Raw genomic sequence first — 14,927 nt, 5'->3', positions numbered from 1 at the left:
TTTTTCAGATGCGGCCATTGCCGCTCACGAGACAGGCTTAAAGCATGGAAATGCGCGCAGATTTGCTGATTGTTGGGGCCGGAATGGTCGGAAGCGCCCTTGCGCTGGCGCTCAAAAATAGCGGACTGAACATCCTGTTGCTGGATGGCAGCCCGTTGAGCGTTAAACCCTTCACGGCCCAAGCCCCTTTTGAGCCTCGCGTGAGCGCATTGTCGGCGGCCAGCCAACGCATCCTTGAGCGTCTGGGGGCGTGGGAGGGCATTACTCAGCGGCGTGTCAGTCCGTACTCGCACATGCACGTGTGGGATGGCAGCGGCACCGGGCAGATCCACTTCTCGGCAGCCAGTGTGCATGCCGAGGTGCTGGGGCATATTGTCGAAAACCGAGTGGTGCAGGACGCGTTGCTGGAGTGTGTGCAGGGCGCTGACATTGAAATGCTGGCCAATGCGCGCCTTGAGCAGATGCGCCGCTCGGGTGATGACTGGCTGCTCACGCTGGCTGATGGCCGCACCTTGCGAGCTCCGCTGGTGATTGCTGCCGATGGTGCCAACTCCGCAGTACGCCGTCTGACCGGCTGTGAGACCCGTGAGTGGGATTACCAGCATCACGCCATCGTGACCAGTGTGCGTTGCGCGCAGGCGCACCAGCGAACCGCCTGGCAGCGTTTTACTGACAACGGGCCATTGGCATTCCTGCCTTTGGAGCGCGAAGGTGAACAAGACTGGTGTTCGATTGTTTGGTCGACCACGCCTGAAGAGGCCGAACAGTTGATGGCGCTCGAGGACGAGGCTTTTTGCCGCGCGCTGGAATTCGCTTTTGAAGGCCGACTGGGCGCCGTGCTCAGCGCTGATCCACGAGTATGCGTTCCCCTGCGTCAACGTCATGCCAAACGCTACGTGGCTGAAGGCCTCGCACTGATCGGCGATGCGGCGCACACCATTCACCCGCTGGCCGGGCAGGGAGTCAATCTGGGTTTTCTGGATGCCGCAGTGCTGGCCGATGTGCTGATGCATGCGCAGGACCGTGGCGAACGCCTGGCAGATGTACGGGTACTGAGCCGTTATGAACGTCGACGCATGCCGCACAATTTGGCGCTGATGGCCGCGATGGAAGGCTTTGAGCGACTGTTCCAGTCCGACTCGCTCACTGCGCGGCTGGTGCGTAATACCGGTTTGAAGTGGGTCGATAAAATGCCTGAAGCAAAAGCCCTTTTCGTGCGCCAGGCGCTGGGCTTGAGCGGAGATTTACCGCCGTTGGCCAAGGCGTGATGGGGGACGATTAATTCGCTCCTGCCTTTTTAGTAACATCTAGTAACGGCTCTAGGGCGAGTTCGGTTGAGATGGCAAATGTGATTCACTACCATTTACACCCGATTCGCATCACGAGAGACCGCCTCCCATGCTGGCACCCAAGCGTCTACTGACTGCCCTGGCCCTTACCGTTTTTGCGAGCAGTGTGTCTGCTGCCGATGAAGTGGTGGTGTATTCCTCGCGTATCGACGAGCTGATCAAACCGGTATTTGATGCCTACACCGCCAAGACCGGGGTCAAGGTCAAGTTCATCACCGATAAAGAAGCGCCGCTCATGCAGCGCATCAAGGCCGAGGGCGAAAACGCCACCGCCGATCTGTTGCTCACCGTAGACGCCGGTAACCTGTGGCAAGCCGAACAAATGGGCATACTGCAGCCGCTCAAGTCGGACGTGATTGATCAAAACATCCCTCCTCAGTACCGCTCCTCATCCCACCAGTGGACAGGCCTTAGCCTGCGTGCACGTACCATCGCCTACGCCACCGACCGGGTGAAACCAGAAGAGTTGTCGACCTACGAAGCGCTTGCCGACAAGAAGTGGGAAGGGCGCTTGTGTCTGCGCACGGCTAAAAAGGTCTACAACCAGTCGCTCACAGCCACGATGATCGAAGTGAATGGCCCGGAGAAAACCGAACAAATTCTCAAAGGCTGGGTTAATAACCTGTCCACTGACGTGTTTTCCGATGACATTGCGGTGCTTGAGGCCATCAACGCCGGGCAATGCGACGTCGGCATCGTCAACACCTACTACTACGGCCGCCTGCACAAGCAAAAGCCGGACCTGGGTGTGAAGCTGTTCTGGCCAAATCAGGCGGATCGTGGCGTGCACGTCAACTTGTCGGGGATCGGTTTGACCAAATATGCACCGCATCCTGAAGCTGCCAAGGCGCTGGTGGAATGGATGACTACGCCAGAAGCGCAGGCGATTTTTGCCGGTACCAATCAGGAGTTTCCGGCTAACCCCGCAGTTGCGCCTTCGGCTGAAGTGGCTAGTTGGGGCAGTTTCAAGGCCGACGCCCTGCCGGTTGAAGTGGCAGGCAAGCGGCAGGCCGAAGCCATCCGCATGATGGACCGTGCGGGCTGGAATTGATTAAAAGCCCCTCACCCCAACCCTCTCCCGGAGGGAGAGGGTGCTGATGGCAGGCGTCACGCCAATCTGCTTTTGCATTTAGTCCCCTCTCCCTCCGGGAGAGGGCTAGGGTGAGGGCAGCATTAGCCCTACACTCCCTCGCATTACCCACCTTCCGAGAGTTTTTTGTGGCCCATCCTGCCCAACGTCGCTGGTATCCGCTGGTTTTTACCATTGCTGCTCTAGTGCTGTTACCGCTGAGCGTACTGTTGCTCTCCTGGCAAAGTATCGACTCGCAGATCTGGAGCCACCTCTGGGACACGCAGATGCCACGCTTGCTGGGCAACACCCTGACATTGATCGTCGGGGTTGGTATTGGCGTGACGCTGCTGGGGGTCAGCCTGGCGTGGTTGACCAGCTTGTGTGAGTTCCCCGGCAGACGCTGGCTGGACTGGGCGCTGATGCTGCCCTTCGCGATCCCGGCCTATGTGTTGGCATTTGTTTTTGTCGGCCTGCTGGATTTTGCCGGGCCCGTGCAGACCTTGCTGCGGGAATGGTTTGGCATGGGCCTGCGCTTGCCGAGGGTGCGATCCACCGGCGGTGTGATCATCGTGCTGATGCTGGTGTTTTATCCCTACGTTTACCTGCTGGCGCGTACGGCATTTCTCGCCCAGGGCAAAGGTTTGATGGAAGCCGCTCGCGTGCTGGGCCAAAGCCCGTGGCAGGCGTTCTGGCGAGTTGCCTTGCCGATGGCGCGACCGGCGATTGGGGCGGGCGTTGCACTGGCATTGATGGAAACCCTCGCTGATTTCGGTGCGGTGTCGGTGTTTAATTTCGACACCTTTACCACCGCCATCTACAAAACCTGGTACGGGTTCTTCAGCCTTTCAACGGCTGCTCAATTGGCCAGTTTGTTGTTGCTGGTGGTCATGGTGGTGCTGTACGGCGAACGCCGGGCACGCGGTGCCAGCCGGGCCAGTAACGAGCGGCCACGGGTCAAGGCGTTGTATCACTTGCGTGGGCCCAAGGCATGGTTGGCCAGCGGTTGGTGCTTGTTGGTCTTTGCCTGTGCGTTTGTGATTCCCATGCTGCAACTGGTGGTGTGGTTCTGGCAGCGCGGACGCTTTGATCTGGATGAGCGCTACACCGGGCTGATTCTTCACACCTTGTATTTAGGTGCCATGGCCGCGTTGATTACGGTCAGCGTCGCATTAGTGCTGGCGTTTGCCCGACGTCAGGCACCCACACCAGCGATTCGGGCCGGGGTCAGCCTGGCCAATCTGGGCTATGCCTTGCCGGGTTCCGTGCTCGCGGTCTCCATCATGCTGGCTTTCAGCTACCTGGATCGTGAACTAGTGATTCCACTGTCCGGCTGGTTGGGTGGGGCGGGTAAGCCGCTCTTGCTCGGCAGCCTGTCAGCCTTGCTGCTGGCGTATCTGGTGCGCTTTATCGCTGTGGCTTATGGCCCGCTTGAAAGCAGTCTGGCGCGCATTCGTCCTTCATTGCCTGAGGCCGCCCGGAGTTTAGGCGTGAGTGGCCCACGACTTTTTATCAAGGTGTATCTGCCGTTATTACTGCCCGGCACCTTGAGCGCCGCATTGTTGGTATTTGTCGATGTGCTCAAAGAAATGCCCGCAACCCTGCTGATGCGTCCATTTGGCTGGGATACGCTGGCGGTGCGTATTTTTGAGATGACCAGTGAAGGCGAATGGGCGCGGGCTTCTTTGCCAGCGCTGACGCTGGTGCTGGTTGGTCTACTGCCGGTCATCGGGTTGATTCGCCGTTCCGCCCATCGCAACGGTTAGGTGCCAGTGCTTGCCCATGCGGCTACAATGCGCCGCATTCGGTGCGGTTTGTCTGTCAGGCCGGGTTCTCTGTTAAACGGATCAAGGTCTCTGCCTGAGATCTGAAATGTTTAACATGCCTGTCCGCACCTTCGCCACGCCCGGAAGGAGAAACCCATGGGACAGCGTACGCCTCTGTATGACCTGCATCTCGCCCTAGGCGCGAAAATGGTCGATTTTGGCGGTTGGGATATGCCCCTGCATTACGGCTCGCAAGTTGAGGAACACCACGAGGTGCGCCGCGACTGTGGGGTTTTTGATGTTTCGCATATGACCGTGATTGACGTCATCGGTGATCAGGCCAAGGAATGGCTCCAGCATTTGTTGGCCAACGATGTCGACCGTTTGAACACGCCCGGCCGCGCACTCTATAGCGCCATGCTCAACGAGCAGGGCGGCGTGGTTGACGACATGATTGTCTACCTGATGCCCACGGGTTATCGGCTAGTCGTCAATGCCGCCACTCGTGAACAGGATCTGGCCTGGATGTCGGCTCAGGCTAAAGGTTATGCCGTACAACTGCTGGAGCGGCCCGAGCTGGCGCTGCTGGCCATACAAGGCCCACACGCTCGACACAAAGTCGCCGAACTGGTGAGTCAGGCCCGTGGCCAACTTATCCAGCAACTCAAGCCCTTCGAAGGGCACAGCTGCGGTGACTGGTTTATCGCCCGTACCGGCTATACCGGCGAAGATGGCCTGGAAATTATGCTCCCGGCTGACCAGGCCCCGGCGTTCTTCAACGATCTGGTGGGCGCCGGTATATCCCCTATTGGCCTGGGTGCCCGCGATACGCTGCGTCTTGAGGCGGGCATGAACCTCTATGGGCAGGATATTCACCTGTCTGTCTCGCCACTTTCAGCCAATATGGCCTGGACCATTGCGTGGGAACCGGCCACACGTCAGTTTATTGGGCGCGCTGCGCTGGAAGCTGAAAAAGCCGGCGGCGTACCGCTCAAACTGGTGGGTTTGGTGCTTGAAGAGCGCGGCGTATTGCGTGCCCATCAGGTAGTTCGGATCGCGGGTATTGGCGAAGGGGAGATCACCAGTGGTAGTTTCTCTCCTACGTTAAGCAAGTCGATTGCTTTGGCGCGAGTTCCGACGGCTACGGCAGACCGTGCCGAGGTCGAAATTCGGGGTAAGTGGTATCCGGTTCGCGTGGTTAAACCGACTTTTGTTCGTCTGGGCAAAGCCTTGATCTAACCTTTACTGGCAGGCTTGTACCCTGTGCAAGCCGCCGACAATTCCTTTTGAGGACACTGAATATGAGCAATATCCCTGCCGAGCTGCGCTTTGCTGAAAGTCACGAATGGGCCCGCCTGGAAGCTGACGGCACGGTGACCGTGGGCATTAGCGATCACGCTCAGGAAGCCTTGGGGGATGTGGTGTTTGTTGAGTTGGCCGAAATCGGTAAAGTATTTGCCGCAGGCGAGACGGCAGGTGTCGTGGAGTCGGTAAAGGCCGCTTCGGACATCTACGCGCCAGTGTCGGGCGAAGTGGTTGCGGTCAACGAAGACCTGGCTGACAGCCCGGAAAGCCTGAACAATACTCCGTACGAGTCCTGGATTTTCAAACTCAAGCCAAGCGATACCGCTGAACTGGAAAAACTGCTGGACGCTGCCGGTTACAAAGCCGCGATTGGCGAGTAAACCACTCTTGTAGCAGCTGCCGCAGGCGGCGTTCGGTTGCGCAGCAATCGTAAATTCGGTGCTCACGATTTTATTGATAGACCGTGATCACAGGTTTTACGACGACGGTGTCGCCGGACGCAGCCTTCGGCAGCTGCTACGGGGGATGGGGTTTACGCGTCTTTCAATACCGCTTTCACCGCCGCCACCGAGCGCTCGACGTCGGCTTTGGTCATTGCCGTAAACATCGGCAGCGATACGATCAAGCGCCCGACCCGTTCGGAAATTGGCAGCATGCCTTCGCTAAACCCTCGCGCGCGATACAAGCTCAACAAGTGAATCGGCGGGTAGTGATAACCCACGCCGACACCCAGCGCCTGCATCTCTTTCATAAAGGTAGCGCGGGCAGGTTCACCGTCTTTGCGTTCAGGCAGCACGAGCTGGAATAAATGCCAGTTGGTGCTATTGAAGTCAGCCACTGGCAGTTGCGCACCGTACTGCGCCTCAAACTCAGGGCCGAAGCAGTCGAAGTAGTGTTTAGCCAACTCGCGGCGATGCGCCGTAATGGCTTCGATATGGGCAAACTGGCCCAGACCAATGGCGGCCGCAATGTCCGTCATATTGAATTTGCCGCCCAATACATCCACGTCCAGGCCATCGAAGCCACTGCGGGTAACGCCTTGCAGGCGGTACTTCTCGGCCAGACGCGCCTCCTCTTCATTATTCAGTACCAAACAGCCGCCTTCGGATGACGTGATGTTCTTGTTGGCCTGAAAACTGAAGGATACAAAGTCACCGCGTGCGCCGATGCGTTGGCCGTTCCAGCTGGAGCCCAAGGCTTGTGCGGCATCTTCGACCACCCGCAGGTTGTGTTTTTTGGCCAGTGCGTAGAGGGCCTCCATGTCCACCGGCAAGCCCGACAGATAGACCGGGATGATTGCCTTGGTACGTGGCGTGATGGCCGCCTCGACTTTTGCCAGATCAATATTGCGAGTCACCGGGTCTATATCGGCAAATACGGGGGTGGCGCCGACTTCGAGAATCACATTGGCCGTTGCGACCCATGAAATAGAGGTGGTGATGACTTCGTCTCCAGCACCGATGCCCGCGATGCGCAGAGCAATTTCCATCGTGCAGGTGCCGGAGTTGAAGGTACGCACCGGGCGACCGCCAAAATACTCCGAAAGCTGGGCTTCGAACGCCTGAACCTTTGGCCCGCTGGTGATCCAGCCTGAGCGCAATACGTCGCCCACGGCAGCAATGGTGGCTTCATCAATAGTGGGTTTGGAAAACGGCAGGAAAGGCAGTGAGCTCATAGCGGCAAGACGTCCGATGTGAATAGGTATGGGAACACAGGTTCCGATCATACCCAGAGCGTGACTCATATCGGGTGAAATTTCTGTATGAGGGCTGAATGGCAGGTCAGCATCCCGTAATTACACAGCCGCGGCGTAGGCCAGGAGCCGGTAATTACGGGAGCCGGGAGGATTACTCCGCTGTAGCGTTTTTGGCCAGAATGGCGTTGGCCAATTCCATGTCGCTCACATTCAACTGCGGGTTATCCGCGCGCACTTGTTGCATGGCGGACTCCAGGTACGGGCCACGAATCGAGCCATTGCTGGCTACAAAGCTCCCCGCATCATCTTGGGCGGCAATGACCTTACGGTCTTTTTTGAAGGTCAGGTACGTGGACCCTGTTGTGGCACCCGAAGACAACACATTACGCCAAAATGTGTCGGCCATTGCTGAACCAACAGGAAGGGACAACAGGGCGATAGCGGCGACAGCATATTTGAGGCGCATAACGGTGACTCCGAATAAATTATATGAGTGTTTGATACTCCATATGTCAGTCTAGTTCCGCTGTAAGCCTGCCATCGCCCTAAATATTAACGGGTCGTCGGGAGCCCATCTCGGGCGTCACACGTAATGCTTCTTCCATTGAAGTCTGGCCTGCGACCACTTTACTGGCTGCTGCCAGCCTTAAAGGTTGCATGCCTTCAGCGCAGGCTTCGCGACGAAGGGCACTTACATCGGTTTGCGGGCCAATTAGGGCACGCAGGCGGTCACTCATCACCATAATCTCGTAAACCCCGGCTCGCCCGCTGTAACCGCTGCCCCGACATTCCTGACAGCCTTTTGCACGACAGGTCTGTGCGGGCACCGAGGTGTGCCAGTCGGCCGCGAAGCTCTGCCAGTCATGTTGCGTCAAGGGCTGTTCGACCTTGCACTCCGGGCACAGGGTTTTAACCAGCCGTTGGGCCATGACACCGAGCAGGGCCGCTTTTATTAGATAAGGCGCAATACCGAGTTCTTGTAAGCGGTTGATTGCGCTCGGCGCATCGTTAGTGTGCAGGGTGGATAGCACCAAATGGCCGGTCAGCGCGGCTTGGATCGCCATTTCAGCCGTTTCCAGATCGCGTATTTCGCCGAGCATGATGATGTCCGGGTCCTGACGCAGCAGGGCGCGCAGACCATTGGCGAACGTCAGGTCGATATTGGGTTGCACCTGCATTTGATTAAAGGCCGGTTCAATCATCTCGATTGGATCTTCCAGGGTGCACAGGTTGACCTGCGGCGTGGCCAGTTGCTTGAGGGTCGCGTAGAGGGTGCTGGTTTTGCCTGAGCCGGTAGGGCCGGTAATCAAAATAATACCGCTGGTTTGACGGGTCATGCGCTCCCAGCGCTGCAGGTCATCCGCACTAAAACCCAGCTGGTCGAAAGTTTTGAGCAACACGTCAGGATCGAAAATACGCATGACCAATTTTTCGCCAAAAGCGGTGGGCAACGTGGAAAGTCGCAATTCAATGTCCGTACCGGCCGGGGTTCGGGTTTTCAGGCGCCCGTCTTGCGGTCTGCGTTTTTCGGCAACGTTCATGCGGCCCAATGTTTTGAGGCGGCTAACTATCGCCATCGTGACCTGTGGGGAGAACGGATAAACGTCATGCAGCGCGCCGTCGATCCGGAAGCGCATGCAACCCTGCTCTCGACGCGGCTCGATATGAATGTCGCTGGCGCGTTGTTCAAAGGCGTACTGGAAAAGCCAATCCACGATATTGACGATGTGTGCATCATTGGCATCCGCGTCTTGATCGTGGGAGCCGAGGGTGAGCAGCTGTTCACGGCCGGTCTGGCTGCCGTTGTTTTGATCATTCAACGCGGCGCCAGTGACCGATTTTGCCAAAGTGTAAAATTCCACAGTCAGCCGCTGAATCTCCTGTGGGTTGGCCAGGACTCGCCTGATAGGCCGTTTGAGCACCTGCTTGAGGTCTGCCTCCCAACTGCGCACCCAGGGCTGTGTGCAGGCAATGCTGACGGTCTGCTCATCTGTCGCCACGACGAGGATTTGATGCCGTTGAGCAAACGCGAACGGCATCAGCCCGGTGACCGTTGTCACATCAATTTTGAGGGGATCGATGCGCAAATAAGGCAAGTGGCACTGATGGGCGAGCCAGGCGGTGAGGGTTTCAATATCGAGGGTTTTGCCGGGCCGGCTGGGGTCCCTGAGCTGCTGGCCGGCCAGAAATACCAGCGGGTGCGTGCGCACGTGAGGTGCTTCACCGCTGTGGATCATGGCTTGCTCGGCACACGCGGGATGAACGCGGCCCTGAGTGAGTAGCAGAGGGAGAATGTGGGTGAGGTCCAGCCACTGATCATGGAGTGGGGCGGTATGCATAAACGCTCCTGCAAGCACGTGCTCAGACAGGTCCTTGTCCGGGCTGAACTGCAAAGCCTAGATGCACCGCGTTTACACCCACGTGGTGATTCGTTGCCAGGTATTACCCCAAAATATGTTCCGCCGATGCATTGGCTTGACCAGATTGCCCTTGCCTGGCGGTTTAGTCAGCACAAAAAAACGGCCTTCAATGTGAAGGCCGCTCTTGGTTTATTGCACTGTTATCAATGAACAAACAGCGCAATCAGGATGATGATCGGGATTGGAATACCGAGAAAAAACAGCAGAAGTGAGCGCATTTTTATTCTCCAGAATTAACGAAGGGTAGTAGTGGTGTGGTCTACGTACGTCACTGCATCGCGGCGACGACCGCCGAAGGTGGCGCACAGACTGGCGAAGAACGCGCCGATCAACAGGGTGATAAACATCCACAGGGTGGTCCAGGCGGCAACCTTGGCTGCTGTGTCTGCGGCTTCCTTGGCTTTTACTTTGGCTTCTTCGATGGCTTGATGAGCTTTGGTGTAGACCTGATCCACCCGTTGCTCAGCTTCTGGCTGGCTCAGGTTGGTACGTTGGGCGACGATCTGCGCCAAGTACGTACGGTCTTCGTTACTCAGTTGGCCATCGTTGCCAAGGCTGCGCACAAAGATGCGGGTCACGATGCCGTGGGCAGCGTCTTCACTGACTGCAGTGCCGCGATCATCGCGAAACAGCGTGTCGATGAAGTAATCAGTGCCATTGCCCGCCCCTTTATTCGCTTGGCTGCCTGCGGCGCTACCGGCTGCACTGCTCATGGCCGAGGCTGCACCTGAGGCCACACTGGCACCGGCTTGCACACCGCTACCAATTACGCTGCTCACTGAGCCAGCGACCAATGTGGCTGTGACCAGCGTAGCCACTGCCCACGACAGAAAGCCGTGCGCGGTGTCGCGAAAGTACACCTCGTCGCCATGCAGGCTGGCCCATTTCACCCGCAGACGGCCGGCCAGATAGCCGCCCATGCCCGAGGCGATAATTTGCGTAACAGCGAGCCAGATAATGGCAGTAATGCCTAGCCCTTTGGCCCCTACGCCTTCATTCGCCCAAGGCGATACGGCGGAAAAGCCCAATCCTGCGCCAAGCATCAAAAGCAGCAAAGAAAGCGCGGCAGCGGCAGCGGCACCGGCAAAGATGGCAGCCCAGGAAACACCGGAGTGTCCTGAGGTGTCTTGCAGGGCCGCGGGATAGTTTTCTGTTGTCCCGATCATTATTGTTGTGCTCCTGAAGTGGCTGGTTGTGACGTTCACTCAGGAGATTGCAGGGGGTGTGCCAATCTGTGTTTTTAGGTTTTTCTTTATTTTTCAGTAGGTTAAAAAATCAAAGCTTCTACCGTGTCATGCAGCTTGCATGACGGGGGATAAACAGGCGGGCGTAATGCATTGAAACAATTTTAAGCGCCAACAAAAACGGGAGCCTTGTGGGCTCCCGTCGTTGGGTATCAATGATGACGATGTTTGTTCTTTTTGCGATGACCGTACGCATGGCCACGGCCACGGTGGTCGTCGCGGTAATAGCGGCGGTTGTCGCGGTTGTTGTAACGGCGATCATCGGCGTCGCTTTTATTACCCATGTAGTTGCCCAGCGCACCGCCGGCACCACCGCCCGCTGCTGCACCGACCAGTGCGCCCGTGCTGCCACCGACGCTACGGCCCAGAACGTTGCCGCCTGCGGCCCCGAGCGCGCCACCAATAGCGGCTTCGCCACGGCTGCGTTTGTCAGCACCCACGGCACTGCCCGCTGCGCCGCCGACGCCTGCGCCAATGGCAGAGCCGGTCGAGCCGCCGAGCTGTTGTCCAACTACGGCGCCAAGAACTCCGCCTAATGCGCCGCCTACACCGGCTTCGGTGGTGCCACCGGCCGAGGCAACGCCACTGACCAGGCCAAGGGACAACAAGAGAATAGAGGTGAGCTTCATAGGTGAGTCTCAAATGGATGACGGCGCGATCCTGAGCCTCAAAAGGGTTGGTTACAATCGAAATCCGACCAGTAACACGAGTTGTACACAATTCTCTAAGTTATTGTTTTTGATAGGGAACTTATCGGGTTTTTGGCGGTCTGTTAATTAGTTCGATGAGGCCGTTTTCGTGAGGAAACGGCCTTTTTTGTGGGTGAGGTCCCGCCGTTTAACCCGCCTTGGCCACAATCATGTTCGACGCTGTCGCGGGCTCCAGGTAGATCGCCACGAACTTGGACGTTGGCGTGTGGCTACCGTCCCCCGTGCTCTCAAGCGGCACCAGCGGGTTGACCTCTGGATAGTAAGCCGCCGCCTGACCTGCCGGAATATCGAATGCCAGCAACGTGAAGTTTTTCACCCGACGCTCACGTTCATCATTCCAGATCGAAACGATGTCGACTTTTTGTCCCGGCTTGAAGCCCAGGCGGATGATGTCGGCTTCGTTCACGAAGAGCACGTCACGTTGCCCCTTAACGCCACGATAGCGGTCATCAAGGCCATAAATGGTGGTGTTGTACTGATCGTGCGAGCGCATCGATTGCAGAATCAAATCAGGCAAGCGGCCATTGGCGCGGGCGCGGGCATCGACCAGATCATGGGGCAATTGATTGGGCCGAAAGTTGGCGCGTTTGCTGGGTGTGTTCCACTGCCGGGCGCCTGCTGAGTTGCCGAGGTAGAAACCGCCGGGGTGTTTAATCCGCTCGTTGAAATCTTTGAAACCGGGAATGGTGTCGGCAATCAGGTCGCGAATGCGGCTGTAGTCAGCCACCGTCCAGTTCCAGTCAATGGGGTAAGTGCCCAGAGTCGCGGCTGCAATGCCAGCAATAATGGCGGGCTCCGAACGCATCTGATTCGACAAGGGCTGCAATTGGCCGTTTGAGGCATGCACCATGCTGAACGAGTCTTCAACCGTTACGGCTTGCGGACCTTCGGCCTGGATGTCGATATCGGTGCGGCCCAGGCACGGCAGAATCAAGGCTTCTTTGCCGTGCATCAAATGGCTGCGGTTGAGTTTGGTGCTGATCTGAACGGTCAGGTCGCAATTGCGCAGCGCTTCGGCGGTGCGTGGGCTGTCTGGCGTGGCTTGGGCAAAGTTGCCGCCCAGGGCAATAAATACTTTGGCGCGCCCCTCAAGCATGGCGTGGATGGCTTCAACCACATTGTGGCCGTTTTCACGCGGTACCTTGAATTGGAAACGACGCTCCAGCGCATCAAGAAACGCTGCGGGCGGGCGTTCGTTGATGCCCATTGTGCGGTCGCCCTGCACGTTACTGTGGCCACGTACCGGGCACAGACCCGCACCGGGGCGACCGATATTGCCGCGCAGGAGCATCAGGTTGGCAATTTCCTGAATGGTTTGCACCGAATGCCGGTGTTGGGTGATACCCATCGCCCAGCACATGATCACGTTTTTACCTTTGAGGTACATACGTGCGGCACGCTCGATGTCGACCAGTGTCAGGCCTGACTGTTCGACGATGTGATCCCACGGTGTGTCATCAAGGCTGGCGGTGTAATCCAGAACACCGGCGGTGTGCTCATTCAAAAACCCGTGATCAAACACGGCTGGCTCGCCAGCGGCTTGAGCGTCGCGCTCCCACTGCAGCAGAAACTTGGCCATGCCCCGCAGCAGTGCCATGTCGCCACCCAGCGCCGGGCGCAGATAGGCGGTGTTGGTCGGGCGGTCGCCGTTGGTGAGCATTTCGAGAGGGTGCTGCGGGTGCTGGAAGCGCTCCAGACCGCGCTCTTTGAGCGGGTTTACGCACACCACCTGAGCGCCGCGCTGTACGGCTTCGCGCAGCGGCTCCAGCATCCGTGGGTGGTTGGTACCGGGATTTTGCCCCAGCACGAAAATCGCGTCGGCGTGTTCAAAGTCGTCAAAGGTCACGGTGCCTTTACCCACCCCAATACTTTGGGCCAGGGCCACGCCGCTGGCCTCGTGACACATGTTTGAGCAGTCCGGGAAATTGTTGCTGCCCAATGCCCGCACAAAGAGTTGGTACAGATAGGCGGCTTCGTTACTGGCTCGCCCCGAGGTGTAAAACTCGGCTTCGTCAGGGCTAGAGAGATTCAACAAGTGCCGGGCGATCAACGCAAATGCGGCTTCCCAACTAATAGGCACATAGCGGTCGCTGTCGGCGTCATAGCGCATGGGTTCAGTCAGGCGGCCTTGATATTCCAGCCAGTAGTCGCTTTGCTCCAACAACGCGCTGACGCTGTATTTGGCGAAGAACGCGGCATCCACCCGGCGTTTGGTCGCTTCCCAGTTCACCGCTTTGGCGCCATTTTCGCAGAACTTCACCAGGCCGCTTTCAGGCGAGTCGCCCCATGCGCAGCCGGGGCAGTCGAAACCGCCGTTCTGGTTGGTCTTGAGCATCATGCGCAGGTTTTTCAGCGCGTTATCACTGGTCAACCATGCCTGCGCCACACTGATCAGCGCACCCCAGCCGCCTGCCGGGCCTTTGTAGGGCTTGTAGCGTGGAGTTGGGGTTTTATCGGCTTGATGATGCGTGCTCACGGTTGATTCTCCTGCGCCGGGCTGTACACCCGAGGCGCGCTTTTTTGTGGCAGATGAATAAGGTTGAGGTTGTGCCGGCGGGCCCATTGCAACGCCAGCCCGGTCGGCGAAGACAGGCTGATGAGGGTTTGAATGCCCGCGCGCAGTACTTTTTGGATCAGCTCAAGGCTGCACCGGCTGGTGACAATGGCTGAACCACCGGTCAGATCGATCTGCTTGCGAACCAGTGCGCCGATCAATTTATCGAGGGCGTTATGCCGGCCAATGTCTTCGCGACCCATCACCAACTGGCCTTGACCGTCCATAAACACCGCGGCATGTACGGCCCCGCAATGCTGGCCCAAAGGTTGAAAGTCGCTGATACGCTGGCGTAAGCCGTCTAGCCACTGCACGGGAGGCAACGCTGCGCCCGCCAGCACCTTGAGATCCGGCAGCGCTTGTTCAACCGCTTCAACGCCACACAGGCCGCAACCACTGGTGCCAGCCAGCTGGCGGCGTTGCTGTTTGAGATTCCAGAAGGCACGGCTGGCGATTTCGACCTGAGCATACTGAGCCGAACCGTTGCCGGTCAGTTTGAGGTCATAGATTTCGCTGGCGTCATGAATGATGCCGCTGCCCAGGCTGAAGCCGACAATAAAGTCTTCAAGGTCTGTGGGGGTGACCAGCATCACGGCCTGACTGATGCCGTTATAGGCAATCGCCAGCGCGACTTCTTCGGCCAAAGCCGTTTCGCCACGGCTGCTGTGGTCCATTGCCGTGTACTGATAGGTCTGGCTGGCAGCGGGCGCGGCCGACATTGAGGCGGGCGCCGGGCACACCGGGCGCTTGGCGTTCATAAGGCAATACCGACGTAGAGGTCAGTACTAAGCCTAGGCGCGGCACAAGGTCGCGT

The 14,927-nt window shown here is 58.0% G+C and carries 13 protein-coding genes; 6 read left to right on the top strand and 7 right to left on the bottom strand.

What is annotated here, in order from left to right; all coding sequences use genetic code 11:
* The first annotated feature begins 50 nt into the window (after positions 1–50).
* From FJD38_RS09370 to gcvH, 5 genes are all read left to right on the top strand, one after another.
* Positions 51–1,268, top strand: a complete 1,218-nt coding sequence (locus FJD38_RS09370) for a 2-octaprenyl-3-methyl-6-methoxy-1,4-benzoquinol hydroxylase (RefSeq protein ID WP_167654259.1) — start codon at positions 51–53, stop codon at positions 1,266–1,268.
* A gap of 130 nt (positions 1,269–1,398) precedes the next feature.
* Entirely contained in the window at positions 1,399–2,400 is a 1,002-nt protein-coding gene (locus FJD38_RS09365; protein WP_122785320.1) for an extracellular solute-binding protein, read from the top strand.
* Positions 2,401–2,567: 167 nt separating this feature from the next.
* Positions 2,568–4,184: an ABC transporter permease gene (locus FJD38_RS09360; protein ID WP_146385006.1), complete on the top strand. Its 1,617-nt coding sequence runs from the start codon at positions 2,568–2,570 to the stop codon at positions 4,182–4,184.
* A gap of 156 nt (positions 4,185–4,340) precedes the next feature.
* Positions 4,341–5,423, top strand: coding sequence for a glycine cleavage system aminomethyltransferase GcvT (gene gcvT, locus FJD38_RS09355; protein ID WP_146385004.1), 1,083 nt, complete (start codon positions 4,341–4,343; stop codon positions 5,421–5,423).
* A gap of 62 nt (positions 5,424–5,485) precedes the next feature.
* A complete protein-coding gene (gene gcvH / locus FJD38_RS09350) occupies positions 5,486–5,869 on the top strand; it encodes a glycine cleavage system protein GcvH (RefSeq protein ID WP_146385002.1) in 384 nt (127 codons plus the stop codon).
* Between the two features lie 152 nt (positions 5,870–6,021).
* Here the strand turns inward: gcvH and FJD38_RS09345 are convergent, their stop codons facing one another.
* The 3 genes from FJD38_RS09345 to tfpB form a co-directional block, all read right to left on the bottom strand.
* A complete protein-coding gene (locus tag FJD38_RS09345; protein ID WP_146385000.1) occupies positions 6,022–7,164 on the bottom strand; it encodes a DegT/DnrJ/EryC1/StrS family aminotransferase in 1,143 nt (380 codons plus the stop codon).
* A gap of 172 nt (positions 7,165–7,336) precedes the next feature.
* Entirely contained in the window at positions 7,337–7,651 is a 315-nt protein-coding gene (locus tag FJD38_RS09340) for a DUF2388 domain-containing protein (protein WP_122785315.1), read from the bottom strand.
* A 79-nt stretch (positions 7,652–7,730) separates the two neighbouring features.
* Positions 7,731–9,524 (bottom strand): type IV pilus assembly ATPase TfpB, encoded by a 1,794-nt coding sequence (tfpB, locus tag FJD38_RS09335; RefSeq protein WP_146384998.1) that lies wholly within the window; start codon positions 9,522–9,524, stop codon positions 7,731–7,733.
* Between tfpB and FJD38_RS09330 the strand changes: the two genes are divergently transcribed.
* On the top strand, positions 9,519–9,755 hold the full coding sequence (locus FJD38_RS09330; protein WP_146384996.1) for a hypothetical protein: 237 nt from the start codon (positions 9,519–9,521) through the stop codon (positions 9,753–9,755). The two genes, tfpB and FJD38_RS09330, sit on opposite strands and share 6 nt — an antisense overlap.
* Positions 9,756–9,838: 83 nt before the next feature.
* Here FJD38_RS09330 and FJD38_RS09325 read toward each other — a convergent pair whose 3' ends face one another.
* The 4 genes from FJD38_RS09325 to fdhD form a co-directional block, all read right to left on the bottom strand.
* Complete coding sequence (locus FJD38_RS09325; protein ID WP_122785313.1) at positions 9,839–10,771, bottom strand: hypothetical protein; 933 nt, start codon at positions 10,769–10,771, stop codon at positions 9,839–9,841.
* Between the two features lie 230 nt (positions 10,772–11,001).
* Complete coding sequence (locus FJD38_RS09320; protein WP_122785312.1) at positions 11,002–11,478, bottom strand: glycine zipper domain-containing protein; 477 nt, start codon at positions 11,476–11,478, stop codon at positions 11,002–11,004.
* Positions 11,479–11,686: 208 nt separating this feature from the next.
* Positions 11,687–14,035, bottom strand: coding sequence for an FdhF/YdeP family oxidoreductase (locus FJD38_RS09315; protein WP_122785311.1), 2,349 nt, complete (start codon positions 14,033–14,035; stop codon positions 11,687–11,689).
* On the bottom strand, positions 14,032–14,871 hold the full coding sequence (gene fdhD / locus FJD38_RS09310) for a formate dehydrogenase accessory sulfurtransferase FdhD (RefSeq protein ID WP_122785310.1): 840 nt from the start codon (positions 14,869–14,871) through the stop codon (positions 14,032–14,034). Before fdhD ends, FJD38_RS09315 begins: the two co-directional genes overlap by 4 nt.
* Between the last annotated feature and the right edge of the window lie 56 nt (positions 14,872–14,927).

The organism is Pseudomonas saxonica (assembly GCF_007858365.1).
GTDB classification, from domain to species: Bacteria; Pseudomonadota; Gammaproteobacteria; order Pseudomonadales; family Pseudomonadaceae; genus Aquipseudomonas; species Aquipseudomonas saxonica.
This window is presented reverse-complemented; position numbering and strand designations above follow the sequence as displayed.